This is a genomic window from Mesorhizobium sp. WSM4809 (genome assembly GCF_055811655.1).
The window spans coordinates 187,779-205,026 of sequence record NZ_JBVVQW010000001.1; the positions used below are offsets into that span (position 1 = coordinate 187,779).

General features: G+C 63.2%; 14 protein-coding genes. 5 read left to right on the forward strand and 9 right to left on the reverse strand.

Annotation, left to right across the window (positions count from 1 at the left end; all coding sequences use genetic code 11):
* Nucleotides 1-3: 3 nt before the first annotated feature.
* Nucleotides 4-1,254, reverse strand: coding sequence for a 3-oxo-isoapionate-4-phosphate decarboxylase OiaX (oiaX, locus tag AC0L24_RS00765; RefSeq protein ID WP_292138341.1), 1,251 nt, complete (start codon nt 1,252-1,254; stop codon nt 4-6).
* Nucleotides 1,255-1,428: 174 nt separating this feature from the next.
* On the opposite strand from oiaX, the gene AC0L24_RS00770 reads away from it, so the two are divergent.
* A complete protein-coding gene (locus tag AC0L24_RS00770) occupies nt 1,429-2,142 on the forward strand; it encodes a transcriptional regulator NanR (RefSeq protein ID WP_023808899.1) in 714 nt (237 codons plus the stop codon).
* A gap of 10 nt (nt 2,143-2,152) precedes the next feature.
* On the opposite strand, the gene apnL is transcribed toward AC0L24_RS00770, so the two are convergent.
* The 8 genes from apnL to AC0L24_RS00810 all read right to left on the reverse strand — a co-directional run bounded on the left by apnL (nt 2,153) and on the right by AC0L24_RS00810 (nt 11,379).
* The gene (gene apnL, locus AC0L24_RS00775) at nt 2,153-3,991 is read right to left on the reverse strand and encodes a D-apionate lactonase (RefSeq protein WP_292138340.1); all 1,839 of its coding nucleotides are present in this window, start codon (nt 3,989-3,991) and stop codon (nt 2,153-2,155) included.
* Nucleotides 3,988-5,022 carry a Gfo/Idh/MocA family protein gene (locus tag AC0L24_RS00780; protein WP_128362582.1) on the reverse strand — a complete coding sequence of 345 codons (1,035 nt, stop codon included), beginning with the start codon at nt 5,020-5,022 and terminating at the stop codon, nt 3,988-3,990. Before AC0L24_RS00780 ends, apnL begins: the two co-directional genes overlap by 4 nt.
* A gap of 2 nt (nt 5,023-5,024) precedes the next feature.
* The gene (locus tag AC0L24_RS00785) at nt 5,025-6,089 is read right to left on the reverse strand and encodes an ABC transporter permease (RefSeq protein WP_127811158.1); all 1,065 of its coding nucleotides are present in this window, start codon (nt 6,087-6,089) and stop codon (nt 5,025-5,027) included.
* Nucleotides 6,082-7,638, reverse strand: coding sequence for a sugar ABC transporter ATP-binding protein (locus tag AC0L24_RS00790; protein WP_127811157.1), 1,557 nt, complete (start codon nt 7,636-7,638; stop codon nt 6,082-6,084). Before AC0L24_RS00790 ends, AC0L24_RS00785 begins: the two co-directional genes overlap by 8 nt.
* Nucleotides 7,635-8,279, reverse strand: a complete 645-nt coding sequence (locus AC0L24_RS00795) for a DUF2291 family protein (RefSeq protein WP_127398397.1) — start codon at nt 8,277-8,279, stop codon at nt 7,635-7,637. Before AC0L24_RS00795 ends, AC0L24_RS00790 begins: the two co-directional genes overlap by 4 nt.
* A gap of 95 nt (nt 8,280-8,374) precedes the next feature.
* Complete coding sequence (locus AC0L24_RS00800; RefSeq protein WP_127269049.1) at nt 8,375-9,316, reverse strand: D-ribose ABC transporter substrate-binding protein; 942 nt, start codon at nt 9,314-9,316, stop codon at nt 8,375-8,377.
* Nucleotides 9,317-9,644: 328 nt separating this feature from the next.
* Nucleotides 9,645-10,472: a phosphogluconate dehydrogenase C-terminal domain-containing protein gene (locus tag AC0L24_RS00805; RefSeq protein WP_127269048.1), complete on the reverse strand. Its 828-nt coding sequence runs from the start codon at nt 10,470-10,472 to the stop codon at nt 9,645-9,647.
* A gap of 232 nt (nt 10,473-10,704) precedes the next feature.
* Nucleotides 10,705-11,379: a GntR family transcriptional regulator gene (locus tag AC0L24_RS00810; protein WP_013533053.1), complete on the reverse strand. Its 675-nt coding sequence runs from the start codon at nt 11,377-11,379 to the stop codon at nt 10,705-10,707.
* A gap of 219 nt (nt 11,380-11,598) precedes the next feature.
* On the opposite strand from AC0L24_RS00810, the gene AC0L24_RS00815 reads away from it, so the two are divergent.
* From AC0L24_RS00815 to AC0L24_RS00830, 4 genes are all read left to right on the forward strand, one after another.
* The gene (locus AC0L24_RS00815; RefSeq protein WP_473563321.1) at nt 11,599-12,726 is read left to right on the forward strand and encodes a sugar ABC transporter substrate-binding protein; all 1,128 of its coding nucleotides are present in this window, start codon (nt 11,599-11,601) and stop codon (nt 12,724-12,726) included.
* Between the two features lie 79 nt (nt 12,727-12,805).
* Complete coding sequence (locus tag AC0L24_RS00820) at nt 12,806-14,338, forward strand: sugar ABC transporter ATP-binding protein (protein ID WP_127811155.1); 1,533 nt, start codon at nt 12,806-12,808, stop codon at nt 14,336-14,338.
* Entirely contained in the window at nt 14,335-16,419 is a 2,085-nt protein-coding gene (locus tag AC0L24_RS00825; RefSeq protein ID WP_127811154.1) for an ABC transporter permease subunit, read from the forward strand. Before AC0L24_RS00820 ends, AC0L24_RS00825 begins: the two co-directional genes overlap by 4 nt.
* 13 nt (nt 16,420-16,432) lie before the next feature.
* Nucleotides 16,433-17,239, forward strand: coding sequence for an SDR family oxidoreductase (locus AC0L24_RS00830; protein ID WP_127382824.1), 807 nt, complete (start codon nt 16,433-16,435; stop codon nt 17,237-17,239).
* The last annotated feature ends 9 nt before the right edge of the window (nt 17,240-17,248 follow it).

Here is a 17,248-nt window from a genome sequence, read left to right on the forward strand (position 1 = left end):
GCTTCAGGCTGCCTTGCCGTCGCCGAATTTTTCGATCGACCGCGCCAGTTCGGGATGGTTCAGGGCGAAGTCCGCCAGCGGAATGCCGTCGACCGCCGCTTGCCAGGCTTGCTGCACGGCACGCACGCCGGCGCCCGGTCCGTCCGGATGGCTGACGATGCCGCCGCCGCAGAGATAGAGAAGATCGACGGTCCGGCCGGTCCGCGCATATGTCTCGGGCGCCTGACCGCCCCACTGGCCGGAGCCGGCGACCGGCAAGGCGCAGTCCTCAGGCGAAAAGATCGGCGACGTCACCGCCTTGAAGGATTCGACGAAAGAGTCATCCGGTTCCCAGTATTTCGAGGCGATGCCGTTGATCTGGAACTGATCGACGCCGAGCAGCCGCCAGAACTGCTGCCAGACCTTGAAGTCCATGCCAAGGCCCGGGTGACGGGTGAGGATGTCCCAGCCGTTGCGGTGAGCATGCAGCACCAGACTGGAGCGCTTCCTCAGGAACGCCATGCCACCGAAGCCGATCGAATTGATGTTGATAACAGCGCAATTGCCGCCAGCCTCCACCACCAGATCGTGGTTGCGCATCATCTCGTCCGGGTCGGCATGCGAGATGCCGAAGGCATACATCACCTTCTTGCCGGTCTTCTGCTCGTGGTCGAGGATCAGCGGCATGATCGCCTTCACCCGCTCGGCAAGCGGCGAATAGGCCGGGCTCATCAGCTTCTCGTCGTCCTTGATGAAGTCGACACCGGCGGCGATCAGTTCCGCCACCATTGCCGCCGTCTCATGTGGCCGCAAGCCCAGCGCCGGCTTGACGATGGTGCCGATGATCGGACGATCCGTCACATTGGTCAGCCGACGGCTGCCGGCGACACCGAACTGGGGGCCGGGATGCGCGCCGCGATACTCCTCCGGCAATTTCATGTCGACGATGCGAATCCCGGTGAGGCCCTTGATCGAATAGGTGCCGCCGATGGCAATGGTCATCAGTGCCGAAAGGTCGGTGCCGATGGCATCGAATGGAAAGGCGATATCGACATCGGCGCGCCTGAACGGCCCGTTGCCGCTGTCGGGAAGCGACGGCCGCTCGGCATCGGCCAGAGGCCGTATCGCCAGCACGCGCGCCGCCACCCGGGCTTTCAGTTCCTCGGTCTCGCCGGGCAGCGCGACGAAGGTGCCGGTCGACTGATCGCTGGCGATCTTGGCCGCCAGGACTTCGATGCTTCCAGGCGTTTCGATGCGGTAGGTGAGCGTGATCATGGTCCGCTGTCTCAAGCCGAGGCGTTCGAAAAAGGTTCACCGGTGTTTCAAATCTGGTATAATGAGTACATAAGTATTGCAAGTCATATCCGGCAGCGGGATCGACAGACGGCAATTCCGGGAATTGTGGCGGCAGTGTTAGATAAGGCCGGGTCAAGGGAGTGATTCGCGACGATGAACCGTTCGGAACCGATTGTCCGGCGCAAGCTTTCCGATGAGGTCTTCTTGCGGCTGAAACGCCTGATCACCAGCGGCGAGCTGATGCCGGGCGACGACATGCCGTCGGAGCGTGAACTGATGGAGCGCTTCGAGGTCGGCAGGCCGGCGATTCGCGAGGCGATGCAGGCGCTGAGCAATATGGGCTTGGTGGCGATCTCGCATGGCGAACGCGCCAAGGTGCTGCAACTCACCGCCAAGTCGATCATCAAGCAGGTCGACGGCGCCGCCAAGATCATCCTGTCGTCGTCGAAGGACACGCTTGAGCACCTGAAGACCGCGCGCATCTTCTTCGAGCGCGGCATGGTTCGGGAAGCCGCCGAGAAGGCCACCGCTGAGGATGTGCAGCGGCTGCGGGCCACTGTTGCCGAACAGCGCGGCTTTCGCGGTGATTCCGAAGCCTTCATCTCCGCCGACATGAAATTCCATACGCAGATCGCCGCGATCTCCGGTAACCCGATCTATGTTGCCGTCAGCGAGGCGATGCTGGGCTGGCTGAAGGAATACCACACTGAAATGCTGATCTGGACCGGCAAGGAAAAGTTCACGCTGACCGAGCACGAAGAGATCATCGGCCGCATCGAGAAGAAGGATGCCGATGGCGCCGAGAAGGCGATGATCAAGCATCTCGAACGCTCGCGCGCGCTCTATGTGATGAATTCTGAAAAATGATCTCGGCGGTTCAGCCGATCCGAACGATCGCGTAAGGCGTCATTGCGACCTGGCCTCGGCCAAAAGCTGAAATGTCGACCTGCACGTCTTCCGCCGTCAGGTTCGCCAGCCACGCGATTGTCTTGCCCGAGGCGGAGCGCCCGGCCAGCGCCAGCACCTTGGTTTCATCGCTCGTCCTTGCCGACACATGCGCAAGGCCGGCCAGCTCGCAAAGCCCCTTGATGGGCTGGAAGATTGGCCGGTGTGATCCTTCCGCGACAGGTTCCCCTGATGAAGCGAGCACGCCGAAAGGTCCAGTGAAGCTGGAAAGTGTCAACATCTCCAGTCCGACCGGTGCGACACGCGCGGCATAGCCGATCGTCCATGCAGCAGCGAACTGACCGGTGTGGCGAGGATCGCTGTCGGCCATGGCAACGCGCTGTCCCCCGGGATTGGGCTTGGTCGCGCTGCCATAGGGGTTCTGGCGCATGGCAATCGTCGACGGGCCGATCCGATAGGGCTTTGCCCCGAAGATCGCCCGCGCCGATCGGGTGATGAAAGGCAGCGCCTCCAGCGATTGCATGATGCTGAGATCGTCGGCGGCATGCACGATCGGGCAAGTACAATGGGTGATGAAATCGAGCTGGTCCGCCGGCACGCGCTTGCGGTTGAGTTCGGTGAAGTAGCTGAACATGCCGCCGCCGAGGCGGATATCCGGAAAGGCGCGCCGCGCGGCCGCGTAAACGTCCTCGAGCGGCGGACAGTCCGGCCACGTGCTGCCCGGCGGAGTCGACTGCCGGTCGACCGACGGCGACACGGCAATGGCCGAGAGTTTCAGCCCGGCCTGGCGCACCAGGTCGGCGACACCTGACATCTCGGCGTCGAGATCGCCAGCGCAGGCAACGACGCATTCGAGGGTCGTTTCGGCTGCGTAGGCAGTTGCCAGTCGGGCGAAAGCGCGCAAGGCGTCGAGCCCGTGGCCACGCGTCGGATCGTAGTGAAACAGCAGCTGTTGTGGGCCGAGTGCCGCCAGCGTGGAGAGGTTCGCCAGCGCCGTCTCGACATCCTCGGGATAGATGACCACGCCGACATCGGGCAGCCTTGGCCCGACCTCGCCGAGTCCAACGCGGACCGGTTCGCTGGTCACGGTGACAGCCGGTGCTTTGCCTTCACCTGCGATGCGCAGGCTGATCGTCTGGCGCAGGGTTTGGCCGGCAGGCAGCACATAGGGCCAGGGCAGCGCCAGCGGTCGCACATAGGTCTTGTAGGAGGCGTCCGACCAGTTGCGCTGGTCCTCCATTTCGAAAGTATCGCCTTCCATCCGGCATTCGGCGGTGACGCCAGGCCGAACCTGATGGGTGATGGCGCGGATATCCTTGAAAGGCTGCCAGGGGTCTATCAGTTCGGGAAGCTTTGTCGCCTCCACGCTGCCGTCCGTATGCTCGACCTTGACCGGGCTGCCGGCGAGGTCGGCGATCGGGTGCAGGATGCAGAAGCCGCAGCGGTTGGTTTCGAAATCGCTCTCGGGAAGGGCGCTGACCTCGAAGACCAGACGGCCATCGGCGGAGCCTTTGATGGTGGCGCGGAAGCCGAGCCGGGTTCCATCGGGGGCCAGGCAGCTTGCCGAATAGCTGACCGAAAAAGCGTCGGCAGCCTGGTCGATGATCAGGTCCGTCAAATTTGGCTCATAGGTGCCCCAGTCGCGGTCACGCACGATATAGGCGACGGCGCGCAGCACTTCGGTGCCGCCATGGCTGATGGTGCGTAGATTGCCGTTGACGAAGTCGGCGCTAAGCGCGCCCGCGCGCAGCCTGACCGGCTCGGCTTCGACCGTACGTGTGCCGTAGAGCAGGAAGGCATCGTCGGTCATTTCAGCAAGGCGTCGAGTTGCACCGTTTGCCGGCTCGCGGCACCGGCGTAAGCCGCCTCGACCAGCGCGAACGTCTCGAGATTGTCCGCTCCCGAGGTCGCCGGTTCGATCCCCTTTGCCAGGCAGTCTACCCAGTGCTGCTGGATGGCGACAACGCTTTCCTGGATGTTGTGCCAGGGACGCGACGCCCATGGCAGCAGCGGCGGCGAGACGTCGGTGACGACCGTGCCGTTCCTGCCGGTGACGGTGAGCCGGTATTCCTGCGCCAGCCGGATCGTTCCGTCGCTGCCGTCGATCTCGATCAGCGTCTCGGGAAACGGCTCGGTCGCAAGCTTCGTCGCGTAGCTGCAGTCGACCACGGAGGTCGCGCCGCTCTTGTGGTCCATCAGCATGGTCGCCACATCCTCGCCCGCGATACTAGGATTGATGCGGGCGGTTCGCGTCGTGATGGTCGAGACGTCGCCGAGCAGGAAACGGGCGATGTCGAGGACATGGATGCCGAGGTCCTCGATGATGAAACGCTTTCCCGTCGCCAGATAGGGTTGGCCGGAAAACACGTCATAGGCGGAGCGGAAGGAGATGCGCCCGAAGAAAGACGTGCCGATCTCGCCGCTGTCGAGCACGGCGCGCACCGCCTGGATCGGCGACTGCCAGCGAAAATTCTCATGCACCATCAGCGGCACGCCTGCTTGTGCGCATGCCCGGACCATGGCCTTGGCGTCGGCCAGCGTCGGCGCGAATGGCTTTTGGCAGATCACCGGAACGCGATGAGCGGCCGCCATTTCGACAAGCGGACGATGGCTGGGCGCGGTGGTGGCGATATCGACGAAGTCGAGGCTTTCGCCGGCAAAAAGTTCCGCCGCATCGGTATAGCGCTTCGCAATGCCGAATTGGTCGCCGACGATCTTGAGCCGTTCCGGATCACGGTCGCAGATGGCGACGATCGAGGCGCCCGCAATGCCGCGCCAGGCGTGCATCTGGTTGACGGCAAAGAAGCCGCAGCCGATCAGCGCTCCACGCAACTCCGCCATGCTCAACCCGCCTTCGCCATCTGCATCAAGGTGACGCGCTGTTGAAGCCGGCGTTGTGCCTGGTCGACGACAACGGCGACGATGATGACGAGACCCTTGATCACCATCTGCCAAAACGAACTCACGCCCATCATCACCAACCCGTCCGAAAGAATGCCGATGACGAAGGCGCCGACGATGGTGCCGCCGATCGTGCCGCGCCCGCCCGACATCGAGGTACCGCCAAGCACCGCCGCCGCAATGGCGTTGAGCTCGAAACTTTCGCCTGTCGCCGGATGCGAAGCCATCAGCTCGGACGAGATGATCAGGCCGACGATCGCGGCGCAGAAACCGGAGAACATATAGACGAACATCTTCACCATGTTGACACGGACGCCCGAAATCCGCGACGCCCGTTCATTGCCGCCGACCGCGAAGATGTGGCGGCCGAGTGGCGTGTATTTGGCGAGATAGGCGGCTCCCAGCGCAACGACGATCAGGATCCAGATCGCCACCGGCAGGCCGAGCAGCCGGCCGGCGCCGAGGAAACCGAAGCCGGTGGTTCCCAGTTCCGGCTTGCCGACGAGGTTGGGGAAGGTGCGGCCGTCCGACGACAGCAGCGCCAGCCCGCGCGCGACATAGAGCACGCCGAGCGTGGCGATGAACGGTGCAACGTTCAGCCTGGTGATCAGCAATCCGTTGACGGCGCCGATCAATATGCCGACGGCCAGTGTGATCAGCGCGATCTCGAAGACGTTGAAATAGATGGTGTAGCCGATCTGCAGGTCGATGCCGTTGAGCACGAGATAGCCGGCCACCATACCGCACAGGCCGACGATCGAGCCGACCGAAAGGTCGATGCCGCCAGTGATGATGACGAAGGTCATGCCCATCGCCAGGAATGCGTTCAGCGCCACGTGCTTCGACATCAGGATCAGATTGGCGGTCGACAGGAAATTCGGCGCCGCGATCGAGAAGAAGATCAGCACGGCGATCAGCGCGATGAACGTCCGAAGCTTCATCACGGTCAGCAGCACCGAGCCGCTGGAAGTGGAGGGAGCGGCCGCCTTGGCTGGGATGTCAGTCATGGGCGGTGCTCTCCGTGCGTGGGGCCGGTCCGTGGCCAAGCGCGGATGCAGCCACGAGTGCCGCCTCCGTCGCTTCGGCGCGGTCGAACATGCCGGTCAGTTTTCCGTTGCTCATCACCGCGATGCGGTCGGACAGCGCCATGACCTCGTCGAGATCCGAGGTCGCGAACAAAATCCCCAAACCGTCGCGGGACAGTTTGCGCATGGTGCGGAAGACGTCGGCCTTGGCGCCGACATCGATGCCTCGGCTGGGCTCGTCCATCAGCAGCACCTTGGGTTCGGTGAGCAGCGCCTTGCCGATCACCACTTTCTGCTGGTTGCCACCCGACAGCGACGACACCTCCTGCGCCGGGTCGGCGACCTTGATCGCCAGCTCCCGCACCATCTGCGTCACCGCCTGCCTTTCGTCGGCGCCACGGATATGAAACAGGCGGGCAAATCGCAACAGGCTGGCCAGCGTCAAATTGCTGGCGACCGAGAGGATCGAGACCAGCCCTTCGCGCTGACGGTCTTCGGGGATCAATGCCAGGCCACGCCGGATGCGCCGCGTCGTATCGCGCTCCTTGACCTTTATACCGCCAATGAAGATCTCGCCCGTCGAATGGCCGTGACGGCCCATGATGCAGTCGAACAGCTCGCTGCGCCCGGCGCCCATCAGGCCGTAAATGCCGAGGATCTCGCCGGCACGCAGCGACAGTGAGACATGGTCGACGGCAAGTCCGCCGGTGGCGCGGGGCAGGCAGATCTCCTCGGCACGAAAAATCTCTTCTCCCGGAAGATGGCCGTCGGCCTTGGCGAAGTCCTTGGCGTCGGAGCCGATCATCTGGCGAACGATCCATTGCGTGTCGACGTTCTTCATCTCTTCCTGGCCGGTGATGCGGCCGTCACGCAGCACGGTGATGTAGTCGCCGATGCGGATCAGCTCTTCGAGCCGGTGCGAGATATAAACGATCGCCACGCCGCGTGCCTTGAGGTCGGCGATCACCTTGAACAGGATCTCGACTTCCGCAGCGCTCAGCGCCGAGGTCGGCTCGTCCATGATCAGGATGCGCGCGTCGAGCGAGACCGCCTTGGCGATCTCGACCAGCTGCTGCTGACCGATGCGCAGATCCTCAACCAGCATGTCTGGCCGTATGCCGGCTTGCAGGCGTTCCAGAAATTCCGCAGCGCGGTTTTCCTGTTGCTCGCGGTCGATCTTGCCGAAGCGGTTGGTGATCTCCCGGGTGGCGAAAATATTCTCGGCGACGCTCATATTGCCGAACAGGTTCAGCTCCTGGAACACCATGCCGATGCCGCGGTTCACCGCGTCCGCGGACGAGGAGAAGGAAACCTCTTTACCTTCCAGCAGGATGCGGCCGGCGGTCGGCCGTTCGACACCGGCGATGATCTTCATCAGCGTCGACTTGCCGGCGCCGTTTTCACCGACCAGCACGTTGACCGCGCCCTTGCGCACCTCGAAATTGGCGCGCTTGACCGCAACGGTGCCGGAATAGACCTTGGAGACGTCCTCGAGCTTCAGGATGATTTCGCGCTCAGTTGTCGCGCTCATGGCTTCGGCCCGATCTCTGCCTCCGCCGGCGTCACCAGCGGCAGGTCCTGGCCGCTCCCCAGCGTATAGGCGCCGAGCACCTTGGCGCTGCGGCCTTGCAGCGCATCGCGTGGCAGCTTGGAGAGCACCGTCTTGTCGGCATAAGCGTTGAACGCCTTGCCGAACTGGGCGAAGTCGATCTGGTTGGTGAAGTCGTTGAACTGGATGAAGTCCAGGCTGTCGCGCAGCGCGGTACCGCGCACCGCCGGTCCGATCTGCACTCGTGCATCGGCTTTGCCGTCGCCGTCGACATCGACGTCGACGGTTGCGGCCCGCGACTGCGTGTTGGCCGCGACGATCTTGCCTTCCAGGCGAACCGCGAAAGTCCAAGGCGAATTCGCCTGCTTGTTCGGATTGCCGTATTTGGCGCCGGCAGCCGATGGATCGGTTGTCGCCAGGGTGTGAACCTGCGCAAACGGTCCGGCTTTCTGCTGGAGATAGGGCACGACCTTTGCCGCCCATGTCTCTTCGACCATCTTGTCTGGATTGAAGGCGGGAGCGTTGTCTCCGGCTTCCGATTTCGTAGGCAGGATCTTGCAGGCGGTCAGGCTGATGCCGACCATTACGGTAAGGGTCGGCCAGTTCGGCTTGGTGTTCAGCATGGCGGCCTGTCGTTCAGCATCGTGGGCGGCCCACGGAAAATGGCGGCGAGGGGCGAAAACCGATGTTCGCCCCTCGCTATTGAAATCACGCTGGCTCAGTTCGTCAGCGCGAAGGTCTCCAGCTTGGCGGCATTGTCGCCATTGATCAGAACGCAGTCCATCAACTGCTTTTCCTTGGCCGGCGACTTCTTGTTCTTGATGAAGTCGTTGGCCTGCTCGACCGCCATCTGCGCCTGCGCGAAGGCCGGCTGCAGCACGGTTGCCTTGATACCGCCCGACGCGATGGAGTCCCGTACGTCGTTCGATCCGTCGAAGCCGACGACGATGACGTCCTTGCGGTTCGCCGCGGCAAGTGCCGCATAGGCGCCCATCGCCATCGTATCGTTGCCGGAGATCACGCCCTTGATGTCGGGGTTGGCCTGCAGGATCGATTCCATCTTGGAATAGGCTTCCGTCTGGCTCCAGTTGGCCGACTGCTGGGCAACCATCTTCAGGTCCGGATAGTCATCGATGACGTCGTGATAACCCTTGGAACGAATGCCGGCATTGGTGTCGGATTCCTTGCCGACCAGTTCGACGAAATTGCCCTTCTCGCCCATCAGCTTGACGAATTCCTGCGCGCCGAGCTGGGCGCCCTGGTAGTTGTTGGAGACGATCTGCGCCACGGCCACGCCGGTGGCGTTGATCTCGCGGTCGATCAGGAAGGACGGAATGCCCGCATCCTTGGCCTTCTGCACGGCGGCGACGGTGGCGTCCGCGCCGGCATTGTCGAGGATGATCGCCTTGGCACCGCGGCCGATCGCGGTGTCGATCAGCTCGGACTGCTTGTTGGCGTCGTCGTCATGGACCAGCACCAGCGCCTCATAGCCGAGTTCCTTGGCCTTGGCTTCCGCGCCGACGGCTTCCGCCTTGAAGAACGGATTGTCGTGTGAGGGCGTGATAATGGCGATGAGATCCGCCGCATAGGCGGGCACTGCCGTGCCAAGCGCCAGCATGCCGGCGAAAGCCGCAAGCGTCATTCTGCGTGTGAGTTTCATGAAGTCCTCCCGTTTGAAAAATTGCCTTGATCGGCCAATGGCTTTGTCTGCATCCGAATTCGTCAGGCAGCCCGGGCCGCGGATCGCTTGGGTCGAAAACCGTTGCCGGCTTACCCAGGACGGATCGTTGCTCCCCAGCCATCCTCCACTTGCCCAGGCATCGTGCTCCCTGCGAAACCTTGTCGATCCGAGCCATGAACAGCTAAGCCAACTGGTATGATGAGTCAACCACAAATTCAGGTGACATGTACCTGATGAGCTACCAAAACCGAGGATCGGCAATGGCATGCCGGGCCTTCGAGGTGCTGCGTCAAGCACCTGTCTTCTCTCAGGTGATCCGCTGAATGCTGGCGGCGATCTCTTCCGGTTCGAACACGCGCTTCCAGTCGTCACGCATCAGCACCGGCTTGCCGAACTCGATCGCCTTGTTGCAGGCGTCCGAGAAAACGCCCTTGGTCTCGCCGAAAATGACGGCGCCGAGCACGTTCATATGGCCGAGCAGGAAGTCGAGTGCCGCCTGCTGGTCGACGCCGCGCGCCACGACCTCGTCGACGGCTTCTTTCATGACCACCAGCAACGAGGCGCACACCGTCTCCGAAAGGCCAGGCTCGAGCAGCGCCATCTGTTCGACGCTGACGCGGTGCGAACGCATCACCGGCGCCCAGATGATCTTCGCGATCGCCTCGCCCTTGGCGTAGTCTTCTTCCGGCCCCTGCATCAGGGCGCTGACCATATGCTGCTTGGCCTTCACGCCGCCGAAATAATCCTTCTTGGCTGCCATGTCGGTCTCGTCATTGAAGATCGGCGGATGGCAGGGGTGAGTGACGAAATAGGTGAGGTCAGGCCGCTTCGGCAGATGGCCGGCGAAAGGTGCCGCCGCGTCGAGCACCACCACCATCGTGCCTGGCGCCAGCTTGCTCTCGATGCTGGCCGCGACCTTGCCGATATGCGTGTCGGGGACGGCCAGGATCACCACATCGGCGTCCTTGAGCGCCTCGTCGGCACTGACCGTATCGAAACCCAGTCCGGTCTTCAGCCGTTCGCGGCCGGCATCGCTGACCTCGACATGGCGTATCGTGTAGGGCGACCCGCGAAAATTGGTCGACAGGCGGTAGCCCATTTTCCCGCCAGCCCCGAACAGCGCAATCGTTGTCATCTGGTCACCACTCCTGTTCTTCGCCGACGGCATCGCCCGTCGTCAACTGATCAACTGGTATAATCACGCTACCAGATTTTGGCAATCCGATAATGACCATGCGTGCGTTCGCCGCGTCATCGGCTGCCGCCGGCAAGCTCCAGCGCGCTTGCCCGCTGAGTGCGCATGAGTGCTGCTCTGCCATCCCCAGAAATAGGAGGCATGTGATAGGGGTCGGAGGCCGGGCCGGGCGCTACTTCAAAAGATCGACCAGCATGTCGAAAGCCGCATCGATATCGCCGCGAACCGCCGCCTGAACTGCCTGCTCGTCCCGGTCGCGCAGGGCCGCAAACATCTGTTGATGGTATGTGTTCGCGGTCGAGTAGGACCCATGCAGCATATTGAAATAGGGGCTGATCTGCAGCCATAGATCCTTGATGATCTTGAGCAGGGTTTCGGATCCCGCTGCTCGGTAGATTGCGAAGTGGAAGGTGTAATTCGCTCTGAGATAGGCCTTTACGTCGTCCGCGCCATTCGCGCGTTCCAGCGAGTCCAGATCGCGCGCGAAAATCGCAAGATCCGCATCACTCCGGTTCTGTGAGGCCCAGCCGGCGGCGATGGCCTCTATCTCAAAACGTACATTGCGCAAATCGGTGAGCCGCTCGCGGCTGAGCGCCGGAATACCAATGGAGCGTCCGGATACCACAGTGAGCGCGTTGGCTGCCGTCAGGCGCCGCAGCGCTTCCCTGACCGGCATCGGGCTGACGCCAAAGGCGTCGGCGAGGCTCTGAACCGTGACCATCTCGCCCGGTACGATGCTGCCGTCGAGGATCAGTTCGGTGACCTGATTGTAGACCCGGTCCTGCAGAGTTTCCTTGGACAGTGGAATGATCTCGACACCAGGCTTCCTGAACGCCGATCCAGCCATCTCCGGTCAACCTTCCCGCCCAAGGGCGACACTATTGCTTGTCTGGGAATGCAAGGTTCGTGGTGCCACGTCAAGCGGCCGACATAGCCCGTTTTGATATAAACGATTTCATCATTGATATTTGATCAAACCATGTTACGGTCGCTGGCATCGAATGGCAAGGGTTACGTTTTGTGCCCTTGGGAGGCATTCGGTCGTTCTGTTTGGGAGGAGTTTCACATGGGTATCGGATCGAAAGTCCGGCGGCTCGCGCTGCTGGCTGGGATGGCTGCATGCGCCTTCGGCCTGTCCGCCGCGCAGGCAGCCGAGAAGCACAAGATCTTTCTCAGCATGAGCTACATCGGCAATGATTGGCAGGCGGAGGCGGCCAACATGGTCAAGGCCATGGCCGCCCACAAGAGCCTGGCCGACAAGGTCGACCTGCAGGTCCAGGTCGCTGGCCCCAACGCGCAACGCCAGATTCAGCAGATCAACGCAATGGTGCAAAGCGGCGCCGAGGCCATCGTCGTATATCCGATCTCGCCGACCGCGCTCAACCAGGTCGTCAAGAATGCCTGCGACAAGGGCGTGAAGGTCTTTGCCTACGACGCCGAGATCGCCGAGCCTTGCGCCTACAACGTCCACATCGACCAGCTGGAAGCCGGCAGGGTGACCGCCGAATGGCTGGTCAAGAAGCTCAACGGCAAGGGCAACATCATCGCCATCACGGGTGTCCCGGGAACATCCGTTGACGATCAGCGGACAAAAGCCGCCAAGGAAGTCTTCGCCAAATATCCTGATATCAAGATCGTCGGTGAGGCTGTCGGCATGTGGAGCCAGGCGGTCGCCCGCACCGAGCTTTCGAAAATCCTGGCCACCCGCAATTGGGACGACATCAACGGGCTGTGGATGCAGGTCGGCTGCTTCACCGCCAACTCGATGCAGCTCGAGGCCGGCAAGAAGACCAGCGAACTCCTGCCTTGTGCCGGTGAGGGCTCCAATGGCGGCCGCATCCAGATGCTGCCGGAGGGCACCGCAGTCGAAGGTGCGGCCCCGCCCTACGCGCCGGCCGGCGCACAACGCATTTCCTATGCCTCGCCGCCTTATTCGGGTGCGCTGGCGCTGAAGCTTGCCGTCGAGGCGATCGAAGGCAAGGACGTGCCGAAAACCACCATCCTGCCGCTGCCGGTCGTCACCAATGAGACGATCAAGCTGTGCGACGAAGGCACATGGGCGGAGATGAAGGCCGGCTGCAACGCCTTCAAGCCGTCGCTGGTCTCCAATCCGGGCTGGTTTGCCTCGATCTTCTCGGACCAGACACCCGAGGTCGGCCTTAATGCTGCCCTCGTCGGACAACCGGAGAACTAAGCCTCCCAAGGCGCGTGTGACGATGCACGGACAGTTGTCCGTGCATCGTCAATCCATGCCAAGCCGGCGATCGAGGACAATGACAGAACATTCCGAGCTCCCCGCCATCGAGATCGACGGCATCAGCAAGGCGTTCGGCCCGACCGTCGCGCTGGACGGCGTGTCGTTTGCGATCGCGCCCGGCAGCGTCCATGCCCTGCTCGGTGAAAACGGAGCCGGCAAGTCGACACTTGTGAAGCTGCTGTCCGGGCTGGTCCGGCCGAGCCAAGGCCATGTCCGTGTCTTCGGCAAGGAGATCGCTTACGGCGCACCGCGCGCAGCACATGCACTCGGCATGCAGACTGCATTCCAGGAGATGACCCTGGTGCGCGACCTCTCCGTCCTCGACAACATGATGCTGCCTTACGCCCCCGTGGGCGTCTCCGGCCTGATCCGCCGCGGTGCTGCCCGCAAGGCCGTCCGTCGCCATATCGAAGATCTCGGTTTTTCCGTCGATCTCGATGCCGAGGTGGGTGAACTTGAGCTTTCGGTGCGCCAGAAGATCGAAATCGCCCGTGCCGTCTACCGTAAGCCGCGCATCCTTTTGCTTGACGAACCGACCTCGACGCTCGCCGGCCGCGACGTCGACTGGCTGGGCGCGATCATCGCCAGGCTGAAGACGGCGGGCACCACCATCGTCTTCATCACCCATCGCATGCGCGAAGTCCGCGCCTTTTGCGACACGCTGACGATCCTGAGAAACGGCCGCCACATCGTCACCGCGCCGGTCGCCGATGTCTCGGATGCCGACGTCATCGAAAAGATCATCGGCCGCAGCATCGAACAGACCTTCCCGCCTAAGCCGGACAGCGCCCAGGCTTTCGGGCCGCCGGTTCTGGGCGTGCGCGACCTCAAGGTCGGGCGCAAGCTCGACGGCGCCGACTTCGATCTGCGCAAAGGCGAGATCCTCGGCGTCGCCGGGTTGCAAGGCATGGGCCAGCAGGACCTGTTCCTGGCCTGTTTTGGCATGGCCGAGATCGAGCGCGGCCACATACTCGTCGACGGCCGCAAGGTCTGGCTCGGTTCGCCGGCCGATGCTTTGCGCCCCAACATGGCCATCGGCCTGGTGCCGGAAGACCGTAAATCCGAAGGCCTGTTCCTGAAACTGTCGGGCAGCCAGAATGCCACTCTGCCGGTGATATCGCGCTTCACTCGGCTAGGCCTTGTCGACGCGCAAGCCGAGACCCGCTCCGTCGAGGCGGCATTCGACACTGTCGAGGTCGACCGCCGCGCGCTTTGGACGCGGGCCGGTGCGTTTTCCGGCGGCAACCAGCAAAAAATCGCCATTGCAAAATGGCTGGTGGCGCAGAGCCGCATCCTTCTGTTGTTCGATCCCACCCGAGGCATCGACGTCGGCACCAAGCACGAGCTTTATGTGATGATGCGAAACTATGTGGGTTCGGGCGGTTCGATCCTGCTGCACTCGACGGAGATCCCCGAACTCGTTCACCAATGCGACAGGGTCCTGGTCCTCTATGACGGGCGCATCGCGGCCGAACTCGAAGGCGACGCCATCACCGAACCGGCCATCATGCGCCCGGCGCTCGGGCAAGCCGGGGAAGCCGCCGCATGAGCAGCGCAGCATCCTCATCCCCTGTTCCCGGCCGCTTCGGACTGCGCCGTGCGCTGGTGCGCAATCGCGGCGCGCTGATCGCCGCGGCCGTCCTGGCGATCCTGCTCTTCGTCGTCGACTGGATCAGCGCCGGGCCGCTGACCTATTTCGACGTGTCGTTCCTGTCGAGCGGCGGCGCCACCTCGGCGCTCGCGGCGATCGGTCAGACCATCGTCATCCTGTCGGGCGGCTTCGACCTGTCCGCCGGGGCGGTGATATCGCTAGTCAATGCCGTGCTGGCATCGAGCATGGACCCGATGGCGCCAGGCGCCAGCATCATCCTGTGGACCGCCGTCGGCATCGGCGTCGGCATGGCGGTGGGCGCCTTCAACGGCTTCTTCATCGCCGTGCTGCGCATGCAGCCCATCGTGGTGACGCTGTCGACCATGTTCATCCTGCAAGGCGTGACGCTGCTGGTGATGGACAAGCCCGGCGGCTTCGTGTCGCCCGATCTTGGCACGTTTTATCTCGGCGACGCGATCACCGGCTGGCTGCCGATGCCGCTGGTGGTGATCGGCGTCGTCCTGCTCGCCTGGTTCTGGCTGAAGGGAACCCGCTTCGGCACAGCACTTTATGCGGTCGGCAGCGATCCGGACTCGGCCGCTTCCGTCGGCATCAATGTCGTGCTGGTGCGCTTTGCCGTCTATGTCATCGCCGGCGGTTGCTATGGCCTTGCCGGCGTGTTCATCAGCGCCCAGACCGGCAGCGGCGATCCGCTGGTCGGCAATCCGCTGCTCTTGTCAATGTTCGCGGCGGTCGTCGTCGGCGGCACGCGCCTCGGTGGCGGGCAGGGCGGCCCGGTGGGCTCTGTCTTCGGCGCCTACATCCTGATGATCGTGGTGAACATCCTGCTGGTGCTCAACGTATCGGCCTATTATTCGACCATTGCCGAAGGCACGATTCTGGTGCTGGCGGCACTTGCCGGCTCGATCTCGCATGCATCGGTGCTTGCCGTGCAATTGCGCGCCGCGCGCGCCCGGCTTGCCGCCTGGCGCGCCGGCATATTGCCCTCGCAACTCGAGCGCGTGGACCGGCGTCTCAAGATCGCCGAGCCAGCCCATGCCCAGCGCAGTCCGGCATCGCCGCGCCCTGCCTTCCATCTGCGCAATGCGGAAACGCTGCGCTATGCGCTGCCCGCCTATGTCTGCCTGCTGCTCATCGTGGTCGTCACGCAGGTCTGGCTCGGCCGCGCCATCCTCAATCCGGGGTACTGGAATTCGCTGCTGGTGCTGTCGTCCTTCCTAGCCGTCCTGGCGCTCGGGCAGGGAACCGTCATTCTGACCGGAGGCCTCGACCTCTCCGTGCCGTGGACGATCGGCATCTCCGGCATCATCCTGGCAGGCATGGTCAACGGCTCCGACGCCGCCCTTGTCTACGCCTTGCCGGTCGTCCTGGTGATGGCCTGCGCCATTGGCTTCGCCAATGGTTTCGGCATCGTCTATCTCGGCATCTCGCCGATCGTCATGACGCTCGCCACCAACGGTATTCTGCAAGGCTGTGCGCTGCTCTATTCGCAGGGAACGCCGGCCGGGTTTTCCTCGCCGATGCTGCGCTGGGTCATGACGGCCAAGCTTGCCGGCCTGCTGACCCCAATCGTCCTGCTGATGGTCGTCTTTGTCGTCACGGCGGTACTGCTGCTTGGCCGCACCCCATTCGGACGACGCGTCTACGGCATCGGCAATGGGCTGCGCGCGGCGCGCTTGTCGGGCATCGGCGTCGAGCGCACGCTGATCCTGGTCTATATGCTTTCGGCCGTCTGCGCGGCTGTTGTCGGCATCATGCTGACCGGCTTTTCGGGTCAGGCAAGCCTTGGCATGGGCGACGACTATCTGTTGCCGTCGATCGCCGTGGTGGTGGTCGGCGGCGCGCTAATCACCGGCGGACGCGGCCACTATCTCGGCATGCTCGGCGGCGTGTTGTTGCTGACCGCACTGCAGATGCTGCTCGCCGGCACCACGCTTCCCTATGCCACGAGGGCAATTCTTTACGGACTGGTCGTTCTGGGCGCCGTCATGGCGTTGCGCGAACGGCGGCTGCAATGAAAAGGACAGGACCATGAGCACAAGGGCGCCGGAATCGGCGGACGAATTTCTGACCGGGCTGAAAGGCCAGCGCGTGCTGGTCACGGCGGGCGCCGGCGGCATCGGGTTTGCCATAGCCGACACGCTGTCACGCCTCGGCGCTCGCATCGTCGTCTGCGATGTTTCCGACGAGGCGTTGGCCGCTGCTCCCGGCAAGATCGACCTTGTCGCTGCGGTCAAGGCCGATGTCTCGCGCGACGAGGATGTCGACCGCCTGTTCGAGGCGGTCGAGAAAAAACTCGGCGGGCTCGATGCGTTGATCAACAATGCCGGCATTGCTGGGCCGACCGGCGGTGTCGACGAGATCGACCCTTCCGACTGGCGGCGCTGCATCGACATCTGCCTGACCGGCCAGTTCCTGTGCGCTCGGCGCGCCGTGCCGCTGATCAAGGCGGCGGGCGGTGGTTCGATCGTCTCGATGTCGTCTGCCGCCGGCCGCCATGGCTACGCCTTCCGCACACCCTATTCGGCGGCCAAGTTCGGTGTCATCGGTTTCACGCAGAGTCTCGCCAAGGAGCTCGGACCGCACGCCATCAGGGTCAACGCCATCCTGCCCGGCATCATCGAGGGGCCCCGCATCGAAGGTGTTATCTCGGCGCGCGCCAAGCAGGTCGGTATCAGCCACGAGGAGATGACCGGACGCTATCTGCAGAACATCTCGCTGCGCCGCATGACCAGCCCCTATGATGTGGCGTCGATGGTCGCCTTCCTGCTCTCCGATGCGGGGATCAACATTTCCGGCCAGTCGCTCGGCGTCGACGGCAACGTCGAAACACTTTGAGGAACAAGC

What these genes read in the sequence shown, in the direction of transcription:
- AC0L24_RS00830 (WP_127382824.1), top strand. Translation starts at nt 16,433, where the DNA reads ATGAGCACAAGGGCGCCGGAATCGGCGGACGAATTTCTGACCGGGCTG.
- AC0L24_RS00785 (WP_127811158.1), bottom strand. Translation starts at nt 6,089, where the DNA reads ATGACTGACATCCCAGCCAAGGCGGCCGCTCCCTCCACTTCCAGCGGC.
- AC0L24_RS00790 (WP_127811157.1), bottom strand. Translation starts at nt 7,638, where the DNA reads ATGAGCGCGACAACTGAGCGCGAAATCATCCTGAAGCTCGAGGACGTC.
- AC0L24_RS00825 (WP_127811154.1), top strand. Translation starts at nt 14,335, where the DNA reads ATGAGCAGCGCAGCATCCTCATCCCCTGTTCCCGGCCGCTTCGGACTG.
- apnL (WP_292138340.1), bottom strand. Translation starts at nt 3,991, where the DNA reads ATGACCGACGATGCCTTCCTGCTCTACGGCACACGTACGGTCGAAGCC.
- AC0L24_RS00770 (WP_023808899.1), top strand. Translation starts at nt 1,429, where the DNA reads ATGAACCGTTCGGAACCGATTGTCCGGCGCAAGCTTTCCGATGAGGTC.
- AC0L24_RS00815 (WP_473563321.1), top strand. Translation starts at nt 11,599, where the DNA reads ATGGGTATCGGATCGAAAGTCCGGCGGCTCGCGCTGCTGGCTGGGATG.
- AC0L24_RS00810 (WP_013533053.1), bottom strand. Translation starts at nt 11,379, where the DNA reads ATGGCTGGATCGGCGTTCAGGAAGCCTGGTGTCGAGATCATTCCACTG.
- oiaX (WP_292138341.1), bottom strand. Translation starts at nt 1,254, where the DNA reads ATGATCACGCTCACCTACCGCATCGAAACGCCTGGAAGCATCGAAGTC.
- AC0L24_RS00795 (WP_127398397.1), bottom strand. Translation starts at nt 8,279, where the DNA reads ATGCTGAACACCAAGCCGAACTGGCCGACCCTTACCGTAATGGTCGGC.
- AC0L24_RS00780 (WP_128362582.1), bottom strand. Translation starts at nt 5,022, where the DNA reads ATGGCGGAGTTGCGTGGAGCGCTGATCGGCTGCGGCTTCTTTGCCGTC.
- AC0L24_RS00805 (WP_127269048.1), bottom strand. Translation starts at nt 10,472, where the DNA reads ATGACAACGATTGCGCTGTTCGGGGCTGGCGGGAAAATGGGCTACCGC.
- AC0L24_RS00820 (WP_127811155.1), top strand. Translation starts at nt 12,806, where the DNA reads ATGACAGAACATTCCGAGCTCCCCGCCATCGAGATCGACGGCATCAGC.
- AC0L24_RS00800 (WP_127269049.1), bottom strand. Translation starts at nt 9,316, where the DNA reads ATGAAACTCACACGCAGAATGACGCTTGCGGCTTTCGCCGGCATGCTG.